Source organism: Streptomyces sp. NPDC006393 (genome assembly GCF_040628575.1).
GTDB lineage: Bacteria > Actinomycetota > Actinomycetes > Streptomycetales > Streptomycetaceae > Streptomyces.
Map to the genome: position 1 here is coordinate 1 of NZ_JBEXZD010000143.1, position 18,200 is coordinate 18,200.

Here is an 18,200-nt window from a genome sequence, read left to right on the forward strand (position 1 = left end):
TATCTTTTTTTATTTTGCGGAGGACTGTGTCGCGTCACGGCCGGGTGGGGGGGGGGGGGCGCGCCGCCCCCGCGGCGGCGGCGGCGCCCCCCCCCGCCGCAGGTCAGCCCACGTGCAGGGTCAGGGCGGCGGTGTGGAGCGTGCCGCCGGTCCGGAACTGCAGGAACAGCCGCCAGTTGCCGGAGGCGGGCAGTTCGGCGTGGAAGTTCAGGTCCGGACCGCCGTGGTCGCCGGTCACCTCGGTGGTCGGGTGGAGGTGGGCGAACGCGGCGTCGCCTTCGTGGAAGCCGGTCAGGTGGGCGTAGGTGCCCAGGTAGGGCTGAAGGTCGGTGACCGGCTTGCCGTCCTTGGCGACGGAGACGGTCAGCGGGTGTGCCATCCCCGCCATGGGCTCGCCCTTGACGGTGACGGTGTAGCCGTCGACCCGCGTGCTCCCGGCGGGGGCGGGCAGTGGTGTCCGCGTGGCACCGCCGGGCACGGTGAGGGTGCGCGAGAGCACGAAGTCCTCGCCCTTGCCGGGGCCGGCGGCCGGGGTGAAGGAGGCGAACATCCGCCATGAGCCGGGCGCGAGGGAGGCCAGGCCGGCGCTCCAGGTGCCGTCTGCGGCCATGGTGGGGTGGATGTGCTGGAAGCCGGTCAGGTCGGAGCGGATGGCGTAGAAGTGCATCCGCTTGGTCTGGTCGACGGCGAAGTCGGTGACCGGCCTGCCGTCCGGACCGGTGACCGTGAACCCGTAGGCGGTCCGCCGGCCCGAGGGCAGGGTCGTGTCCTTGGCGGAGAGGCGGTAGCCGTCCTGGGTGTCGGACAGTCCGCTGCCGGTGGACGTGTGATCCATGCCGGGCATGTCACCCATGGCCTGCGATGCGCTCGGCGAGGCGGACGCGGACGGCTGCGCTCCGTGGTCCGTGCCGGGCATGGACGAGGAGTCCCCGGAGGAGCCGCCCGAGGAGCCGCAGGCGGCCAGTGCCAGCGCCAGGGCGGTCGCGGCACCGGCCGCGGCGAAGCCACGCCGCGTGGCGGAACGCGACGAGTGGGACGAAGAACGGGACGAACGGAACGACGGTGAACGGAACAAGGAACGGGACATCGACGTGGGTCTTTCCGGGTGGGCGCACCACACCGGTGGCGCGCGGAAACGAGCAGGACACGGTGCCGGTTCCGGCCCTGGGCCGGTTCCGGCGCGCACCTGTCACGTCCGCGCGACGCACACCTGGAGCAGGAGATCTCGTCCGCCGGCCGGCGGCCCGCGCCGGCCCGTCCCGCCGACGGCCGCCCGCAGTCCCGCCGCCGTCCACAGGGCGAGCGCCCCGGCACCCGCCACGGCGAGCAGGCCGGGCGCGGGCAAGGGCACCCGCTCCTGGGCCGGGGTCGAGACACACAGAACTCCGGGCGTCCCGGATGTGCCGGCGACGCGTACGGCGGCACCCGGGCCGTGCGTGCCCGGCGCCTGGGCCGTGGGCATGGGGGCGGCTTCCTGGCCGCTCGCCATGAAAGAGGCGGAGTCGCCGGCCATGGCGCCGCCGTGACAGCCCACGGCGGCGGTGGTCGGGGCGCCGTGCATGAGGAACAGGCCGAACAGCACCGCGCAGACCGCGAGCAGCCGCGCGAAGCCCCGCCCGGCTGCTCGTCCCCGCACGCTGTGCACGGCTCTGCTCCTTGTCCCGTCCCGTTCGGCCCCCGCCGACCGGCCATACCCCGGCAGGGTATCAACCCCTCGGTCGGCGGGGACCCGCGGTGGCGGGTCAGGCGCCGGGACGGGGAGCTCGCAGGTGTTGGCGCCGGGCGAGTTCCTCGTCGTCGACGAGGGTGAGCATGGGCTGGCCCGGCGCGCACATCATGGTGACGAGGAAGCGGCTCCAGGAGTCCGTCCGGTTGTTCCCGTCCTGGTAGTGGATGACGTCGCCGCCCGGCTCCCAGAAGGTCTCCCCCGCCTTGATCACCCGCTCGGGCTCGCCCTCCAGCTCGAAGAGCATCTCCCCCTCCAGCATGTAGCCGAAGGCGGGCCCTGAGTGCCGGTGCGGCGGGGTGCCGGGGTCGCCGGGAGGGAACTGGACGAGGACGGTCATCGCCTCGGCCCCCTCCGGAACGAACGGCGGCTTCACCGACTGCAACGTGGTGAGAGCCGTCTTCCACGCGTCCGAACGCGGCCGGTTCTCAGTGCCGCCCGCGCCGCCCGTGCTCTCCACGCCGTCCGCGCCGCCTGCCGCCGGTTCCTTGTTCGCCATGATGATGCCTCCGTGAGTGGGCCCGATGACTTAGGGGGTGTCTCGCCGATCCAGCCAGTCGGCGTAGTGGGTGGGGGCGATGCGGGCGTCGCCTTTGGGGGTGAGGACGTCGCCGGGAACGGCGGCGAACATGCCGGCGGTACCGTCGGTGACGACCGTGCGGCCGTCCGGGTGGGCCTCGAGGGTGATCCGGCCGAGTTCGTCGAGGGTGAAGACGTCGGGCCCGGCGACCTCGAGGGTGCCGTTCAGCGGGGCGCCGAGTGCGACGTCGGTGACGGTGTCGGAGACGTCCTGGGCGGCGATCGGCTGGATCGGCGTGGCGGGCAGACGGACGATGTCGCCGTCGGTGGTCCAGGACAGGACCGCGTCCATGAACTCCATGAACTGGGTGGCGCGGACGATGGAGTACGGGATCCGCCCGGCCTTGAGGATGTCCTCCTGGAGGGCCTTGGCCTGGTAGTAGACGAGGCCGGGCACCTGGTCGGTGCCGACGATCGAGAGGACGACGACGTGACGCGTCCCGCTCTTCCGGCAGGCCGCCAGGAGGTTGTCCATGGAGGTCCGGAAGAAGGCGGGTGAGGCGTCGTCGAAGGTCGGCGAGTTCGTCAGGTTGACGACGACGTCGGCTCCGGCCACCGCCTCCTCCAAGCCCTGGCCGGTGATCACGTCGACGCCGGTGGACATGGAGTGCGGTACGGCCTCGTGTCCTGCCGCGTTCAGCTTCTTCACGACCTGCGACCCGATCAATCCGGTACCGCCGATCACTGCGAACTTCATACGGGAGCCTCCCATCGCGGACCACTCGTCATGCGGTCATGGGTCCAGACTGCGACGGCTCAGTGCACGGCGCACGCCGCGCCCGGGCGTGACGGTGTGCCGGCGTGCGACGGTGTGCTCGCGTGCGACGGTGTGCCGGTCGGGTCCTCCTCGGCCCAGACGACCTTGCCGCCCGACACCCAGCGGGCGCCCCATCGGCGGGACAGCTGGGCGACCAGGAAGAGGCCGCGGCCGTTCTCGTCGACGGCACGGGCGCGACGCACCCGTGGGGAGCCGACGTCGGCGTCGAACACTTCGCAGGTCAGTACCTGATGCCGGATCAGACGGAGCACGATCGGACCGGTGCTGTGGCGCACGGCGTTGGTGACCAGTTCACTGACGATCAGCTGGGTGGAGTCGACGAGTCCTTCCAGACCCCATGCGGCCAGCTGGTCGGCTGCCCTGTGCCGGGCGGTGCGGACGGCCCTCTGGTCGTCGGGCAGCGTCCAGGAGGCGACCTGCGTGGACCGCAGTGAGCGGGTCCGCACCAGGAGCAGGGTGACGTCGTCGGACGGCGCCTGACCCGGGCGGTTCTCCGTCGCGCGGGCGCAGAGTTCTTCCAGCGGGCGGTCCGGCTGTGCCAGGGCGGCGGCCAGGCGGCGCATCCCCACGTCGATGTCGTGGTCGCGGGACTCGACCAGCCCGTCGGTGTACAGCGCGAGGAGGCTGCCCTCGGGCAGTTCCAGTTCCACGGCCTCGAACGGCACGCCCAGCCCGATCCCGAGCGGGCTTCCGGTGGGCAGGTCGGGGAAGGTGACGTGGCCCCGCGGATCGATGATCGCTGGCGGGGGGTGCCCGGCACCCGCCATCGTGCACCGGCGGGTGACCGGGTCGTAGACGGCGTACAGACAGGTGGCTCCCACGACGGCGTTGGGCTGGTCCGAGGCGTCGGCGTCCTCCTCGGCCAGGCGCTGGACCGTGTCGTCGAGATGGGCCAGCAACTCGTCGGGGGGCAGCTCCATATGGGCGAGCGTGTGCACGGCCGTACGCAGCCTGCCCATCGTCGCGGCGGCGTTGATGCCGTGTCCGACGACATCGCCGACGACGAGGGCCACCCGGGCACCGGACAGCGGGATCACATCGAACCAGTCGCCCCCGACGCCGCTGTGGACGTCGGCGGGCAGGTAACGCGAGGCGGCCTCGACGGCAGCGCCGCCCCTCAGACGGTGCGGGAGCAGGTTGCGCTGGAGCGCGAGGGCCGCGGTCTGCTCACGCGCGTACTGGCGCGCGTTGTCCAGCGCCAGCGCGGCCCGGCTGACGAGCTCTTCGGCGAGCAGCAGGTCGAACTCCTGGAACGGCACCGGGTCCTCGGTGCGGATGAACACCGCCATGCCCAGCAGGGTCCGCTGCGCGCGGATGGGGACGACCATCAGGGAATGGATGCCGTTCTCATGGATCGTCCGCGCCAGTGCCGGATCCTCGTCGGTCCAGGTCCCCGCAGCGGTGTCCAGGACCGGCTGGAGGTGGGAACTGCCGGTGCGCAGGACGTCGGTGAAGGGTGAGGCGGGCGGCACGGGCACCGGCTCACCGCGTGCCCACGGGGATTCCGGGATCCCTTGGTGGATCGAGGCCAGACCGGCCCGCCGGAACGCGGTCGGGCGCCCGCCCGTCGGGCCGAAGTGGGCCGGGGGCCCTTCCCCGAACGGGATCGACGGTTCGAGGTTGACGGCGGCGTAGTCGGCGAGCAGGGGCACGGCCAGATCGGCCAGTTCCTGGCTGGTCCGCATCGCTTCCAGGCTGCTGCCCAGGCGTGCGCCGGCCTGGCTGAGGATGGCCAGGCGCTCGCGGGCACGCCGGGTCTCGGTGACGTCGACGCTGATGGTGCACACCCCCAGCGTCTGCCCGTCGGCTCCTTGGAGGCAGAAGAACGAACCCGCGAACGTGTGCTCCCGGCGCGGGCCCGTCGGCAGCCACCGGCGGAACTCGTGGACCGTGGTGGTCCCGCTCCGCAGCACCTGCTCCATGACGGCCTCGAGCGCTTCGGCCTTGGCACCGGGCCAGACTTCGGTGAGTCGGCGCCCGAGCCGCCGCTCACGGCGAATGCCGTCGTGGCTCTCCGTCGTGTCGTTGACCCAGGTGCAGCGCAGCCCCCGGTCGCGCACGACGATGCCGATGGGCGCGCGGGTGAGCAGCGACTCGCGCACCGATCCGTTCATCGCCTCCCCGGACAGCGAGCCGACGTCGGTCACGGACGCCAGCCAGCGCACCGATCCGTCCTGCCCCCACAGCATCGAGATGCGCAGGCTGAGGTCGAGTGTCCGGCCGTCCCGGTGGCGCACCGCCGTGGTGCCCCACCAGCCGTGCCGGGCACGGCACTCCTCGACGAACGCCGAGATCGCCGGCGCCCCCTCCGGGGACGGCAGGATGAGCGCGGCGGACCGGCCCACCACGTCCCCGGCGGTGTACCCGACGAGTTGCTCGGCGGCCCGCGTCCAGGCGACCACCGTCCCCCGCTCGTCGAACATCGCGATCGCCGACCCGGCCGGCTCACGCGTGTCGCCGTGATTGCTGAGCGTGACATCGTCAGTGCTGATCATCGAACTGCCCTCGGGTAGGTGGTGGCGGAGCGGCATCAGGCAGGTGCACCGAGGTGCGGACCGCGAACTTCGCTTTCCAGCCAATTGACCGGATGGTCCCGCAATGTGTGACAGAGGTGTCTTCACGGCACCGCCGCCACAGGCGGGACACCCGCGCGCGACCGCCTGAGGCGGCTTGTAGCATGGTGATCCGGAGTTGGAGGACGTCTATGTACGCCGGTGATGAGGCAGAGTCCCTGGACCGGGCCACGCGGGATTTCATCGCGGCGCGTCCCCAACTGTTCGGCATCGCCTATCGCATTCTCGGCAGCGCGACGGAGGCCGAGGACATCGTGCAGGAGGCGTGGCTGCGCTGGCAGAACACCGACCGCGCCGACATCCACGAGCCGACGGCGTTCCTGACGACGGTCACCGCCCGTCTCGCGCTCAACCACGCCCAGTCCGCCAGGGTGCGGCGCGAGTCGTACATCGGGCCGTGGCTTCCGGAGCCGGTCGACACCAGCGGGGATCCGCACCTCGGCGCGGAACGCGCGGAGGCGCTCGACCTGGCGGTGCTCTTCCTCCTGGAGAGGCTGAACCCCGTGGAGCGCGCCGCCTACGTGCTCAGGGAGGCGTTCGACTACCCGTACAAGCTGGTCGCGGAGATCCTGGAGACGAGCGAGGCCAATACGCGCCAGCTGGTGAGCCGCGCCCGGAAGCATCTGTCGTCGCAGCGCAGGGAACCGGTCAGCTCCGCCGCTCACCGGCGCCTGCTGGAGGCGTTCGTCGCCGCCGCGCAGACCGGCGATCTGTCGGCGCTGGAGGGTGTGCTCACGGAGGACGTGGTGAGTTACGCCGACGGCGGGGGGATGCGCGGGGCGAGCAGGATCCCGGTCGTCGGGCGTCCGCACGTCTCCAAGTACGTCGCCGCCTTCGCCCCGCGTTTCTGGCCCGAGCGGGACGTTCGCTGGGTCGAGGCCAACGGCAGGCCGGCCGCCCTGGTCTCGGAACGTGGCACCGCGGTGGCTCTGCTGTCCATCGAGGTGTCGGCACAGGGCATCGAACGCCTGCTGTGGGTGCTCAACCCGGCCAAACTCGCTTCGTACGCGACGTCGTCGGACGGCTGAGGGCCGTACGCCGGCGCGGTCTCCCGGCCCTTGCGCAGCCCTGTCGGGAACAGGACCACCGGGCCGTCACCGTGGCGTGGACGGCGGGCCGGCCAGGGGTGAGGGCCGATTCCAGGAGCGCAGTTTGTCGGGGTTGAGGACGACGAAGACCAGTGCGATGTGGTGGTCGGTGATGCCGAGGCTGACGACGGCGGCCACCTGGTGGTGGTAGCGGGCCACGAGGCCGGTGCGGCCGTTGACGGGGTGGGGGGTCAGGGTGGTGTGCGGACGGTGCCCCAGAAGTGTCAGCAGGCTGTGGGCGACGTGCCGGCTGCCGTGGACCGGTCTGATCAGTGCCCGGACCTTGCCGCCGCCGTCGAAGAACGCCGTGGCGTCCGGACGGAGAAGCGACACGAGCAGTCCCGCGTCGTCGCTCTCACAGGCCTGGCGGACGGAGCGGGCGAGGGCATCGTGCTCTTCCGGGGTCGCGGGACCCGAGTGCCGCGGCGGGAGCCGGCGGCGGGCGCGTTCGGCGGGTCCGGCACGCTCCGGCGGTGCGCCTCCCACGATGCCGGCGACCGTGTCGGGGACCGTCCCGACGACGTCGTCGAGGACGCAGGCCGCCCGGTCGGGCGGGGGGTGCCGGCCCAGACAGATTCCGCCCGCGGTGTTCGCGAGCCAGGACCGGGGGGCGGTGATCCGCCGACGGGCGGCCTCCGACAGCCCGTACCACCGGCGATAGGTCTCCTCCACGACGCTCTCCGCCTCGCCGGGGCGGTCCAGCATGCGGCCGGCGACTTCCAGCAGCCACCGGCGCTCGTCCAGCAGCTCGGCGATCGGCACCGCGTCACCGTGCTCCATACGCCATCCTCCCTCCCCCAGCGTCCTGGTTCACTGCTGGTTGTCAGCTAGACCGGAGAGCAGCGGATTCTGTGACACCACGGCGCCCGTCCCGCGACCCGGCAGGCCGGATCCTCGCTCTCCTCGCCGCCAGGCCGGTGAACGCGTCAACGGGGTCACGGTCGTACGCGGAGCACCGCGACCCCGTTGACGCGGCCCGCCGACAGGTCGTCGAGCGCACGGTCCGCCTCGTCGAAGCCGTAACCCGTGACCGTGACCCGCAGGCGCTGCTCCGACGCGACGGCGAACAGCGCGCGCCCGTCCTCGCGGGTGTTGGCGGTGACGCTGCGGAGGGTCCGCTCGCGGAAGAGGTGCCGCTGGTAGTCCAGCGCGGGGATGTCGGTCAGGTGGATACCGGCGATGCTGAGGGTGCCGCCGCCGGCCAGGGCCTGGAGGGCGACGGGGACCAGGTCGCCGGCCGGGGCGAAGAGGATCGCCGCGTCCAGCGGCCGTGGGGGCGGTGCGTAGGGGTCGGTCGCCGAGGCCGCCCCCAGGGACAGGGCGAGTTCTTGGGCGGCCGGTGACCGGGTGAACACATGGACGGTCGCGCCCTGGGCGAGGGCTACCTGCGCGGTGAGGTGGGCGGAGGCCCCGAAGCCGTAGACCCCGAGCCGGCCGCCCGGGGGCAGTTCGGCGCGGCGCAGCGCGCGGTAACCGATGATCCCGGCGCACAGCAGCGGGGCCAGCTCCTCCTCGGTGTACCCCTCGGGCAGCTCGTAAGCGTACGCGGCGGGAACGGTGGTGTACTCCGCGTAGCCCCCGTCGGCGTCCCAGCCCGTGTAGAGCGAGGACGGGCACAGGTTCTCCTGGCCCCGAAGGCAGTACCCGCACGCCCCGCAGGTACGGCGCAGCCACGGAATCCCGACCCGGGCGCCGACCCCGGGCCCGGTGGTGGCCCGGCCCGCCGCGACGACCTCACCCACCGTCTCGTGCCCGGGCACGACCCGCTCACGGTGTGCGGGCAGGTCGCCGTCCCGCACATGGAGGTCGGTCCGGCACACCCCGCACACGGCCACCCGCACCAGCAGTTCGTGATCCTCGGGCACCGGGACGGGCAGTACGACGGACTCGATCGTCCCGGGGTGGACGGCGGAGGCCACCCAGGCCCGCATCGACACCGGAAGCGTTGTCGCACCCATGGAAGGCACCTCCCTCCGGTTCCATCAGACCGCTCCGGCCGCCGGAGGTCGAGGCGTCGGCGGACTTGTCCTCGGGCACCCTCAGGCACGTGGGGGTGACTGACCGGAAGGCCCGCACGAGCACTGTTCGGCCGAAACGGGAGCAGCCGGGACCGGAGCAGTCGAAACCGGAGCAGCCGCGACCGGGGCGGGTGGCAGTGCCGCGCCTGGGGCGCGCGGCCCGGCATCGCGCCGTTGCGACCGTGCGGGCCGGCCCAGCACGACTCCGGCCAGGACGAGTCCCAGTCCGGACAGTTGCCGGGCCGTCAGCACCTCTTGGGCGACCACGGTGCCGAGCAGCACGCCCGTGACGGGGTTGAGCAGTCCGATCAGGCCCACCGTGCCCGCGGGCAGGTGTCGCAGCCCGGTGAACCAGGCGGCGAAGGCCAGTGCGGTGGCGACCAGGGAGACGTAGCCGAACGCGAGCAGCGCCGACGTGGAGAGCGCGGGCACAGGGCCCTCCACGGCGGCGGCGACCGGGAGCAGGAACAGACCTCCGGCGGTGAGCTGCCATGCGGTCGAGGCGAGCACATCGGCACCGGCGCTCCACCTCTTGGTCAGGATGTGACCGAAGGACGACACCAGCATGGCCGCGGCCGAGGCGAGGACTCCCGGCACGCTCACCCCCTGGGCCCCGGTGAGCAGCATGAGACAGACCCCGCCGAGCCCGAGCGCGGCGCCCGCCAGGTGCCTGATGCCGGGCCGTTCGGACACCAGGAACCAGGCGATGAGCATCATCGCCAGCGGCGACACGGCCATGACGGTCGACGCCACGCTCGTCGGAAGCAGTTGGGAGGCGGCGTACACGAGCACGAAGAACACGCTCACGTTGATCAGTCCGAGCACCGCGGAGCGCCACCACCACACACCCCGCGGCCGCTGCCTGGACAGGGCCAGCAGGACCAGCCCGGCGGGCAGCGCCCGCAGCGCGGCCCCGTAGAGCGGGCTGTCCGCGGGCAGGAACTCATGCGTGACGAAGTAGTTGGTCCCCCAGGCCACCGGTGCCACCGCGGTCAGGCCCACCCAGCGCATCCACGTTTTCGCTTCCATAGAAGGCAATATAGCTTCCCCGGAAGCTAGTATGGTCCGCATGGAGCACCGCAAGGAGCACTCGCACCCTCGGCCGCAGGACCGCGTGGCCCGCATCCAGGCCGACTGGCGCCGCGAACGGCCCGACATCGACATCACCCCCCAGGGAGTGATCGGCCGGCTGCACCGCCTGGCCGACCGGCTCACCGCCGAACTCTGCCTCGTCTACGACCGCTACGGCCTCGGCGAGGGAGAGTTCGACGTGCTGTGCGCGCTGCGCCGCGCCGGTGAACCCTTCGAACGGGCACCGGGCGAGCTCGCCGCCCACACCATGGTCACCACCGGCGCGATGACGAAGAGGATCGACCGCCTGGAGCGGGCCGGGCTCGTCACGCGGCGCCGCTCCGACGACGACCAGCGGGGGCGGATCGTCGCCCTCACCGCACCCGGACGCGAGCTGATCGACCGCGCGTTCACCGACCACATGCGCAACGAGCGCCGACTGCTGGACCTGCTGACACCCGCCGAGGCCGAGGCACTCGAAGGGCTGCTGACCACCTGGCTCTCCCGCATGGAGGATCCGGGCCGGCCCGGCCAGGAGTGACACACCCGCTGGACGGGGCCCGCCCGCGCCTGACCTGGCACGTCCTCGCTTGACCTTGTCGCAGCGACAACGTTTCTACTGGGGGCATGCGTATCGGAGAGCTCGCCGCGATCGCCGGCGTCACCACCCGCACCGTGCGGCACTACCACCGCATAGGCCTGCTGCCCGAACCCGAACGGCAACCCAACGGCTACCGCGAGTACGGACTGCGCGACGCCGTGGAGCTGGCCCGCGTCCGCAGGCTGACCGAGCTCGGGCTGAGCCTCGACGAGGTCCGCGACGCGCTCGCCGACGACGCGGGCAAGGACCTGCGCGAGATCCTCGCCGAACTCGACGCCGACCTGGCCCGTCAGGAGGAGGCGATCGGACAGCGCCGCGCCCGTCTCGCCGAGCTGCTGCGGCGCGCGGACACCGGCGGCCTGCCCGCCGAGGGCCCCGTCTCCCCCGAACTCGCCGCCGTCTTCGACGACATGGCCCGTGCCTCCGCCTCACGCCCCGGCCCCGAGCCCGCCATGGCGGCCAAGGAGCGCGAGCTGCTCGCGCTGCTGGACTCGACCGCCGGCGCCGGCCACCGCACCTGGCTCCTGGCGATGATGCGGGCGCTGAGCACCGACGAGGAGGCGATGGCGCGGGCGTACGAGATCTATGCGCGTCTGGACGAGCTCGCCGACGCCGCACCCGACGACCCGCGCATCCCGCAGCTGGCCCGGGCCGTCGCGGACAGCATGCCGCAGGAGGTCGCCCGGTCCGCGGCCGAGGACGCCTCCCGCACCGGGGACAAGGACGGCGGGGGTTTCGCCGAGGCGTTCTTCGCGGACTTCCCGCCCGCGCAGGCGGAGGTCCTGCGCCGTGCGATGACCCTGCTCCAGGAGCGGGGGGCACGGTGAACGCGCTGCGCAGGACCGTCCGCTGGGGGCTGCTCACCCTGCTCGCCGGCAGGCTGGTGCTCATGCTGTGCCTCGCGTCCGGGGCAGGGATACCCGCGACCCTGATGCGCGCGGTCGAGGTCTCGATGCTCGCGCCGGCCCTGGCGGTGGCCGGAGTGCTGACCGCGGACTACCGCCGCCATCGGCGCGAGGGCGCGGCTCGCCGGGCCGCGGCGCTGGAGGCCGGACGGGACCTGGTCCCGGCCGCACTCCGCCGCCTCACCGTCCACGAGATCAAGCTGTTCACCAGCTGCTGCCGCTGGCTCACCCGCCGGCCACCGCACGGCGTGGGCCCCGAAGACCTCGCGGTGCGCTACGCCGCGAACCAGTCCGCCATGATCTACGGCTTCCTCTTCGTCTCGGTCGTCGAGACGGTGGCACTGGCGGTGCTCATCCCCTGGCCGGCCGTGCACGCCGTGTTCCTGGTGATCGACGTCTGGGGCTGCTACTTCGTCGTCGCCCTGCACATCTCCTGCGTCGTGCGCCCGCACGTCGTGACGGCGGACGGTTCGCTGCGCCTGCGCTACGGCGTGCTGCTGGAGATCAGGGTCCCGGCGGAGCTCGTCGCCGGCGCCCGCGTCGAGCGTCGCATCGTCAACGGCGGCGGCATGGCGAAGGTGCGCGACGACGGCTCGCTGGACCTGTCGGTGGGCGGGCAGACCACGGTCACGGTGGAACTCTCCGAGCCGGTGCGGTTCGTACGCCCGCTGGGCAAGGAGGCCGAGGCGCGGGTGCTGCGCTTCTACGCCGACGATCCGGCAACGGCTGTGGCCGCGCTCTCCCGGCGCACGCGGCATCAGGACGACACCACGCGCAGCGCCGAGGCATCCGCGGAGCCCGATGTCAAGCAGCGACGCGCCGAACGTCCGGGTCGGTTCTCGCTGCCGCACGGGTGAGCAGGTGTCAGAGGATCACCTGCAAGGGCTAATAGTCAGTCAATCTGCTAAGTAGTTGCGTCCATTTGATGTTCCGTCAGTTCGCCGGAACCGGGTCTGCGAGCGCTTCGGATACCCCGATCGGCCTACCAGAGGCCGTAGGTGCGATCTGCCCGAAATGACAGCTTCCGAGGGCGTCAGTACGTTCAATCACACACCGGCTGCGAAGTCGGTCTCTCTCTGACTCTGAGACAGGAAGCAGTGCACCATGATCATGACTCGTTCTCACGCGATCGCCGCAGGCGTCGCGGCCGCCGCGGCCCTGGCCGCGACCGGCATCACGTACGCGACGGCCGCCCCGGCGCCCCAGGCGGCCCCGGCCGCCCAGGCCGCTCCGGCCGCCGCCGTCCAGCAGGCCCCCGTCCAGGCGCCCATGGGCGGCGACACCGGAAACAACAACAACAGCAAGGGCAACGAAGGCAACAACAACGACCACGAGGACCACGGCGGCAACCGCCACCGTGACTACGGGTGGATCCACATCAACGAGCGGTCCTACTCCGCCCACCCGAGCGGCTGCATCACCGTCGTCAGCGGCCTGGGGTCCAGGAGCCTCAACATCCGCAACGACAGCAAGAAGACCCTCGAGGTCTTCCGCGGCGTCACCTGCGACAACGGCGCCCCCATCGCCACCGTCGGCCCCCACAGCGAAAGCAACGGGGTCTTCCCCAAGTGGACCAAGGGCGTCTTCGTCAAGGACGGCGTCGCGGCCAGCTTCCGAGTGGTCGACCGTCACCACGGCGACAAGGGCTACGACGACGACGGCGGCGACTACTGATCCCGGCAGCACCACGCCGGCCATGCGGAACCCCGGCCCGCCGTAATCTGACCGGGGCACCGCAGCCAGACGCATGACAGAGAATCCCGGCCCGGCGCCATCGGGCCGGGATTCTCGACGTCGGACGCCGCCTCATCGCCGCCGCGACGTCCCACCGCTGCCGGCATCAGCAGTCCCCCTGTAAGGACCGGCCGCCTCGCCTGCCGGCGTCAGCCGTGCACCCCCGCAGGCGTCAGCCGTACGCCCTTGCCGACGTCGGCCGTGCACCCTTGGCGACGTCAGCCGTACGCTCCTGCCGGCATCAGCCCGCGGCCGCCTCGCCGGTCCCGTACAGCACACGGGTGAGCGACTCGTAGGTGACGCCGTGGTCGGCGAGGATCTCGGCGGCGATGCCGGGGCGCAGCGTCAGGGCCAGCAGAAGGTGCTCGCCTCCGATGCGGCGGTCCCGGTGCGTGACGGCGGTGCGCAGGGCACCCACGAGGATGTCCTTGGCGCCCTTGCCGAAGGGCCGGTGCCCGGATTTCCGGTCCTCGCCCGTCCGGCCCGCTGCCATCGCTCCGACCCCGTGGGCCGCCTCCACCCGGGCGACGATGTCGGTCACGTCGATCCCCAGTCCGGCGAGGGCATCGGACTCGGCCCGCGAGAGGCCGGCCCGCCGGTGCGCTTCCCGCACCGCGTGCCGCACCGAGTCCTTGCGCTCACCGAGCCCGAGAGCGGCCAGCGCGAAGGACGCGCGACTCCCCTCCTGTTCCAGCAGCCCGAGCAGCAGGTGCTCGGGATCGACGCGGCGCGCCCCCATCCCCTCGGCCTGCTCGACCGCCCCCGTGACGACCTGGCGAGCCTCCTTGGTGAACCGTTCGAACATCAATGCCTCCCATGCTTCTTGTGCACGGCCTGCCTGCTCACACCCAGTTCGTTGGCGATCTCCTGCCACGACCAGCCCTGATTGCGCGCGTTGCGCACCTGCACCGCCTCCAGCTGCTCCAGCAGCCGGCGCAGCGCGGCGACGGCCCGCAGACCGACCCGGGGATCGCGATCACCCGCGCGGGCGGCGAGTTCGGTTGCTCCGCTCATACCGTCAACCTAAGTTGACAGACACCCGCATGTCAACCTTGGTTGACATCATCGTGCCCGTTCGAGGCGCCTGCGCTCCGCGCGGCTTGCCCTGACCGGCCACCGCGCGCACGGTGGAGGTATGGGCGCGCAAGAGGCCCCCACCCTCATCGCTTCCGTGCAGCGGGCCTTCCGGTTGATGGAGGCAGTAGGGGCTCATGAAGGCGGCGCACCGGCCAAACAGCTGGCGCGGGAGACCGGGCTGGCCCTCGCCACCACCTATCACCTGCTGCGGACCCTGGCTCACGACGGATACGTGCACAAGCTCGAGGACGGCTCCTACGTGCTCGGCGAGATGCTCGGGTCGCTGCACACCGCCAGCCGGACACAGGCACTGCTCAGCCGGGTCCGCCCCATGCTGTCGTCCCTGCGCGACGACCTGTCCGCCGCCGCCTACCTCACCTTCTACGAGGACGGCGAGATCCGGGTGGCGGAGATCGTGGACGCGCCCCGGGCGCCGCGCGCCGATCTGTGGGTCGGGTTCGAGGACGCCGGTCACGCCACCGCGCTGGGCAAGTGCGTGCTCCGCGAGCTGGACGACGAGGGTCGCCAGGAGTACCTCTCCCGGCACCGTCTGCCGGACCTCACACCCAGAACGATCACGGATCGCAGGGAGCTGCTGCGGCGACTCGACACCGTCTCCGGCGCCCCGGCCGTCACCGACCTGGAGGAGTACGCGCTGGGCACCGTCTGCGCCGCGGTGCCCGTGTTCCGGGGCGAGACGCCGGGCGCCCTCGGTGTCTCGCTCCGCAGGGACCGCTCGTCCGCGCTCGAGGACGCCACCGCCCGGCTCCTCGCCACGGCGAACCGGGTGACCAGAGGCCTCTCGCTCACTATCTGAAACTCATCCCCTTGTGATGCACCCCGCAGAAGCCGTCTCCTAGATAAAACGGACATTAGGTGCGGCAGAGAGGCGGAGCGTGCACACACAGCTCACCCCGGGGAACGACAATCAGGTTGATCACTACCGTACGAACGGCTGGACCGTCGTGAGTGTCACCGGTGACGTGGACCTCTGCTCCTCCCCCGTGATCCGCGACGCCGTCACGCGCCTCGTGGACCAAGGTCACCGGCACTTCGTGCTGGATCTGTGCCAGGTGCCGTTCCTGGACTCCATGGGGCTGGGCATGATCGTGGCGATCACCAAGCGGATCCGGGCGCACGCCGGCTCCCTGCTTCTCACCTGCACCGATCACCGGGTCCGCAAGGTGTTCAAGGCGGGCGGCCTGCACTCCGTGTACGCGTTCCACGACTCGGTCGGCGAGGCGACGCGGGAGGCTCCCGACGGCAGCGGCCTGGCCGGCTGGCCACGCAGCCGCGCCTGAGCCGCCCGGCGGTCGGTGTCACTCCTCGCGCGGAGCCTCCGCCGGCAACTCGGCCCATACGGTCTTGCCCTGCGCGCGGTAGCGGGTCCCCCAGTTCGGGGCGAGGCTGGCGATGATGAACAGGCCGCGCCCCGTCTCGTCGGCGGTGCGGGCGTGCCGCACATGCGGTGCGCTCGTGGCCGCGTCGCTGACCTCGCAGGTCAGTACGCGGTCGAAGATCAGACGCATGGACAGCGGCGGAGTCCCGTAGCGGACCGCGTTTCCCACCAGCTCGCTGACCACCAACTCCGCCGTGCATGCGATGTCCCCCTCCACCCCCCAGTGCTCCAGCCGCCGCCGGGTCGCGGCACGAGCCAGCGGCGCGGCCTCGGGACCGGCCGGCAGCTCGCGCGTCAGGACCCGGTCGGCGGGAAGGCTCCTCGTCCGGGCGAGCAGCATGAGTCTCTCGTCCCAGGGGTCCTCCTCGCCCAGAGCGTAGGCCAGGGCGTCGCACACATCCCTGACGCTCTGCCCGGCCCCCCGCTCCAGCAGGGCACGCAGGTGGCCGCCGGGGGCGAGGGCCTCGTCCGCGAGCGCGGACGTGCCCATGAGCAGGGTGCTTCCCTCGGCCAGTGCCACGGTGGTGGTGGCGAAGGGAGCGTCACCGGGTCCCGCGAGAACCGGCCCCTCGGGGACGGACATGGTGTCGCAGGCGCCGTCGGGATGGACGACGACCGGTTCCGGAAGCCCCGCCCGGGCAACCGTGCAGGTGAGGTCGACGGGGTCGTAGACGGCGATCGAACAGCCGGCGGTGAGCGGCACCCGATGCAGGGGATCTCCGGCCGGCAGCGCCGCCCGCTCGGCAGCGAGGCGGACCGCCGTGTCGCTGAGCCGGGCGAGCAGTTCGTCCGGTCCCAGGTCCAGCGCGGCCAGCGAGTAGACGGCCGTGCGCAGTTGGCCCATGGCGGTGGCGGCGGCCATGCCCCACCCGGCCACCTCGCCGACGATCAGGGCGGTCCGCGCACCCGACAGGCGGATCGCGTCGAACCAGGCGCCGCCCCCTTCGGGTCCGCTCAGATGAAGGTGCGAGATCTCCACCGTGGTCAGGTCCGCGGGCTGCTGGGGCAGCGACCGTCGCTGAACCGTGGCCGCGATCGCGCGCTCGCGGGCGTAGCGACGAGCGTTGTCGATACACAGAGTGGTGTGCGCGCAGGCGTCGCGCGCCAGCGCGATGTCCTCCTCGTCGAACGGCTCCTCCTGCTCCTGGCGGTAGAAGCTGACCACGCCGAACACCTCGCCGCGCAGCGCCAGGGGAACGACCAGGAGCGAGTGCGCCTCGGAGACGCGAATGGCCTCGGCCCGAGCCGGGTCCGCCGCGAGCCACGGGCTGTCCTCCTCGATGGGTACGAGGCGCGGCTCGAGATCGGACAGCGCCCGCGTGAACGGGGTCCCGAACGGCAGGTGCCGGATGTCGCCGACGGGATGCGCCGACATCCGGCCCCGGAACGCGACGCGCCGCAGCGGCACCTCCGGGTCCACGGGTGCCAGCGGCGGGTTCTCCCCGCGGATCACCTCGTCGACCACCTCCACCACGGCGATCTTCGAGAACGCGGGGACGACCGCGTCGACGAACTCCTCGCAGACGTCGATCACGTCCAGTCGCCGTCCCACGCGCTCACGGACCGCACCGAGGATGTTCAGCCGCAGTCGCGCCCGCTCCCGCTCGGTGACGTCCACCGCTGACACCACCAGGCCCAGCACGTCCCCGCGGTCGTTGTGCATGCGCATGGTGGTGACGGAGAAGATGCCCAGGGGCCGCGCGCCCAAGGTGACGGTGCCTCGGACGAGCCGGTTGATCACCGGCACGCCCGTGTCGAGGACTTCGCGCGCGATCGCCTCTTCGGCATCCGGGTCTTCGACTCCGTACACGTCGAAGAAGTGTTGTCCGATCAAGCGGTCGACGGGCGCCTGCCGCATGGCGCGGGTGGCCGTGTTGACGCGGACGACGCGCAGCTGGTCGTCGAGGACATGCAGTCCCACCGGGAACTGGGTGAACGCCGCCTTCAGGACGGCCCGGTCCATTTCCGTGGCGACGTCGCCGGCGGTCCGCACCTCCCACACCACCGAGGTGTCCCGCAGCAGCGGTCTGATCCGCAGTGCGGGCCACGGCGCCGACGGGCCGTGACGCCCGTCGTCGCCGGAGGCGAGCTCGCGCAGGAGTGCGGCCACGGGCCGGTCGCGGACCTCCTCCGGCGATCGTCCGAAGAGTTCCTCGGCCGGCCTGTGCCACTCGACTACGTGCCCGTTCTCGTCGACAAGCATGAGCACGTCACGATCGGACATGGGCCAGCACCTCCTGCCCCATCCCTCCCCCGTGCCGGACGGCAGGCCCGCCACCACGGGTCAGAAACACACGTACAGTCGCCTGACCGGTGCCGGCCGAACCTCCGCACGACGCGTCAGGCGGCGCGGCCGGGACGGCCCGGCGACCGTCACCGCCGCCACCGATTCCACGGCGTGCGGCACACGGCAATCCGCGTGTCAAGCAGCGACGCGCCGGGAGTTCCCGGCCCCCGGATGCACCGGAGGGTGAGGAGCCGTCAGAAGATCACCTCGACGGACCAATAGTCAGTCAATCAGCTAAGTACGAGTGTCTTTTGACACTTCATCAGCTACGGGAGGAGCCGCCTCCGGGCCTCCCGCGTACCCCGAACGGCCCCCTCCCACCAGCACCCCCCATACGCCCGAAATGACAGCCTCTGGGGGCATC

The 18,200-nt window shown here is 71.9% G+C and carries 18 protein-coding genes; 7 read left to right on the forward strand and 11 right to left on the reverse strand.

Features of this window, described 5'->3' with window-relative positions; translation table 11 throughout:
* Nucleotides 1-103: 103 nt before the first annotated feature.
* The 5 genes from ABZ484_RS35150 to ABZ484_RS35170 form a co-directional block, all read right to left on the reverse strand.
* Nucleotides 104-1,087, reverse strand: coding sequence for a hypothetical protein (locus ABZ484_RS35150; RefSeq protein ID WP_358870024.1), 984 nt, complete (start codon nt 1,085-1,087; stop codon nt 104-106).
* Between the two features lie 102 nt (nt 1,088-1,189).
* Entirely contained in the window at nt 1,190-1,645 is a 456-nt protein-coding gene (locus ABZ484_RS35155) for a hypothetical protein (protein WP_358870025.1), read from the reverse strand.
* Nucleotides 1,646-1,742: 97 nt separating this feature from the next.
* Nucleotides 1,743-2,225, reverse strand: a complete 483-nt coding sequence (locus ABZ484_RS35160; protein WP_358870026.1) for a cupin domain-containing protein — start codon at nt 2,223-2,225, stop codon at nt 1,743-1,745.
* 30 nt (nt 2,226-2,255) lie between these two features.
* The gene (locus ABZ484_RS35165) at nt 2,256-3,002 is read right to left on the reverse strand and encodes an NAD(P)H-binding protein (protein WP_358870027.1); all 747 of its coding nucleotides are present in this window, start codon (nt 3,000-3,002) and stop codon (nt 2,256-2,258) included.
* A gap of 59 nt (nt 3,003-3,061) precedes the next feature.
* Nucleotides 3,062-5,578: a SpoIIE family protein phosphatase gene (locus ABZ484_RS35170; RefSeq protein ID WP_358870028.1), complete on the reverse strand. Its 2,517-nt coding sequence runs from the start codon at nt 5,576-5,578 to the stop codon at nt 3,062-3,064.
* Between the two features lie 209 nt (nt 5,579-5,787).
* Here ABZ484_RS35170 and ABZ484_RS35175 point away from each other — a divergent pair, with 209 nt between their 5' ends.
* Nucleotides 5,788-6,684: an RNA polymerase sigma-70 factor gene (locus tag ABZ484_RS35175; protein WP_358870029.1), complete on the forward strand. Its 897-nt coding sequence runs from the start codon at nt 5,788-5,790 to the stop codon at nt 6,682-6,684.
* Nucleotides 6,685-6,750: 66 nt separating this feature from the next.
* On the opposite strand, the gene ABZ484_RS35180 is transcribed toward ABZ484_RS35175, so the two are convergent.
* From ABZ484_RS35180 to ABZ484_RS35190, 3 genes are all read right to left on the reverse strand, one after another.
* Nucleotides 6,751-7,524, reverse strand: a complete 774-nt coding sequence (locus ABZ484_RS35180) for an RNA polymerase subunit sigma (protein ID WP_358870030.1) — start codon at nt 7,522-7,524, stop codon at nt 6,751-6,753.
* 155 nt (nt 7,525-7,679) lie between these two features.
* On the reverse strand, nt 7,680-8,675 hold the full coding sequence (locus ABZ484_RS35185) for a zinc-binding alcohol dehydrogenase family protein (protein WP_358870039.1): 996 nt from the start codon (nt 8,673-8,675) through the stop codon (nt 7,680-7,682).
* Between the two features lie 108 nt (nt 8,676-8,783).
* Nucleotides 8,784-9,773 carry an EamA family transporter gene (locus tag ABZ484_RS35190; RefSeq protein ID WP_358870040.1) on the reverse strand — a complete coding sequence of 330 codons (990 nt, stop codon included), beginning with the start codon at nt 9,771-9,773 and terminating at the stop codon, nt 8,784-8,786.
* Between the two features lie 58 nt (nt 9,774-9,831).
* Here ABZ484_RS35190 and ABZ484_RS35195 point away from each other — a divergent pair, with 58 nt between their 5' ends.
* The 4 genes from ABZ484_RS35195 to ABZ484_RS35210 all read left to right on the forward strand — a co-directional run bounded on the left by ABZ484_RS35195 (nt 9,832) and on the right by ABZ484_RS35210 (nt 13,013).
* The gene (locus ABZ484_RS35195; protein WP_358870031.1) at nt 9,832-10,374 is read left to right on the forward strand and encodes a MarR family transcriptional regulator; all 543 of its coding nucleotides are present in this window, start codon (nt 9,832-9,834) and stop codon (nt 10,372-10,374) included.
* A gap of 86 nt (nt 10,375-10,460) precedes the next feature.
* A complete protein-coding gene (locus ABZ484_RS35200; protein WP_358870032.1) occupies nt 10,461-11,261 on the forward strand; it encodes a MerR family transcriptional regulator in 801 nt (266 codons plus the stop codon).
* Nucleotides 11,258-12,196, forward strand: coding sequence for a hypothetical protein (locus ABZ484_RS35205; protein ID WP_358870033.1), 939 nt, complete (start codon nt 11,258-11,260; stop codon nt 12,194-12,196). The genes ABZ484_RS35200 and ABZ484_RS35205 overlap by 4 nt, the downstream gene beginning before the upstream one ends.
* A gap of 253 nt (nt 12,197-12,449) precedes the next feature.
* Nucleotides 12,450-13,013: a hypothetical protein gene (locus ABZ484_RS35210; RefSeq protein WP_358870034.1), complete on the forward strand. Its 564-nt coding sequence runs from the start codon at nt 12,450-12,452 to the stop codon at nt 13,011-13,013.
* A 301-nt stretch (nt 13,014-13,314) separates the two neighbouring features.
* Here ABZ484_RS35210 and ABZ484_RS35215 read toward each other — a convergent pair whose 3' ends face one another.
* A complete protein-coding gene (locus ABZ484_RS35215) occupies nt 13,315-13,878 on the reverse strand; it encodes a Clp protease N-terminal domain-containing protein (protein WP_358870035.1) in 564 nt (187 codons plus the stop codon).
* Nucleotides 13,878-14,087: an HTH domain-containing protein gene (locus ABZ484_RS35220; RefSeq protein WP_306185270.1), complete on the reverse strand. Its 210-nt coding sequence runs from the start codon at nt 14,085-14,087 to the stop codon at nt 13,878-13,880. The genes ABZ484_RS35215 and ABZ484_RS35220 overlap by 1 nt, the downstream gene beginning before the upstream one ends.
* Nucleotides 14,088-14,208: 121 nt before the next feature.
* Between ABZ484_RS35220 and ABZ484_RS35225 the strand changes: the two genes are divergently transcribed.
* Both ABZ484_RS35225 and ABZ484_RS35230 read left to right on the forward strand, forming a co-directional pair.
* On the forward strand, nt 14,209-14,967 hold the full coding sequence (locus tag ABZ484_RS35225; protein ID WP_358870036.1) for an IclR family transcriptional regulator C-terminal domain-containing protein: 759 nt from the start codon (nt 14,209-14,211) through the stop codon (nt 14,965-14,967).
* Between the two features lie 79 nt (nt 14,968-15,046).
* Nucleotides 15,047-15,451, forward strand: coding sequence for an STAS domain-containing protein (locus ABZ484_RS35230; RefSeq protein ID WP_358870037.1), 405 nt, complete (start codon nt 15,047-15,049; stop codon nt 15,449-15,451).
* Nucleotides 15,452-15,469: 18 nt separating this feature from the next.
* Here ABZ484_RS35230 and ABZ484_RS35235 read toward each other — a convergent pair whose 3' ends face one another.
* On the reverse strand, nt 15,470-17,773 hold the full coding sequence (locus ABZ484_RS35235; RefSeq protein WP_358870038.1) for a SpoIIE family protein phosphatase: 2,304 nt from the start codon (nt 17,771-17,773) through the stop codon (nt 15,470-15,472).
* Between the last annotated feature and the right edge of the window lie 427 nt (nt 17,774-18,200).